Source organism: Allobosea sp. ASV33, assembly GCF_016428755.1.
In the GTDB taxonomy this organism is placed as follows: domain Bacteria; phylum Pseudomonadota; class Alphaproteobacteria; order Rhizobiales; family Beijerinckiaceae; genus Allobosea.
Genome location: NZ_JAELTI010000257.1, coordinates 1 through 320 on the forward strand (window position 1 = coordinate 1; position 320 = coordinate 320).

Here is a 320-nt window from a genome sequence, read left to right on the forward strand (position 1 = left end):
CCCCCCCCCCCCCCCCCCCCCCCCCCCCCCCCCCCCCCCCCCCCCCCCCCCCCCCCCCCCCCCCCCCCCCCCCCCCCCCCCCCCCCCCCCCCCCCCCCCCCCCCCCCCCCCCCCCCCCTTTTTACTGCTCCGGCGACCACCGAGATCTACACCGAAGGTTAATCGTCGGCAGCGTCAGATGTGTATAAGAGACAGGACCGGCGCAGGCGAAATGAACCAGGCCGACCGGCTTCTCGACGCTGCCGCCGCCGGGGCCAGCGACGCCGGTGATCGAGACCGCGAAAGTGGCATTGAGGCGTTGGCGCCCGCCTTCCGCCATG

The 320-nt window shown here is 76.9% G+C and carries 1 pseudogene; it reads right to left on the reverse strand.

The annotated features are described in order from the left end of the window. Positions 1–196 precede the first annotated feature (196 nt). A pseudogene (locus JHD80_RS27420) lies at positions 197–320 on the reverse strand (CinA family protein); the annotation flags it as partial.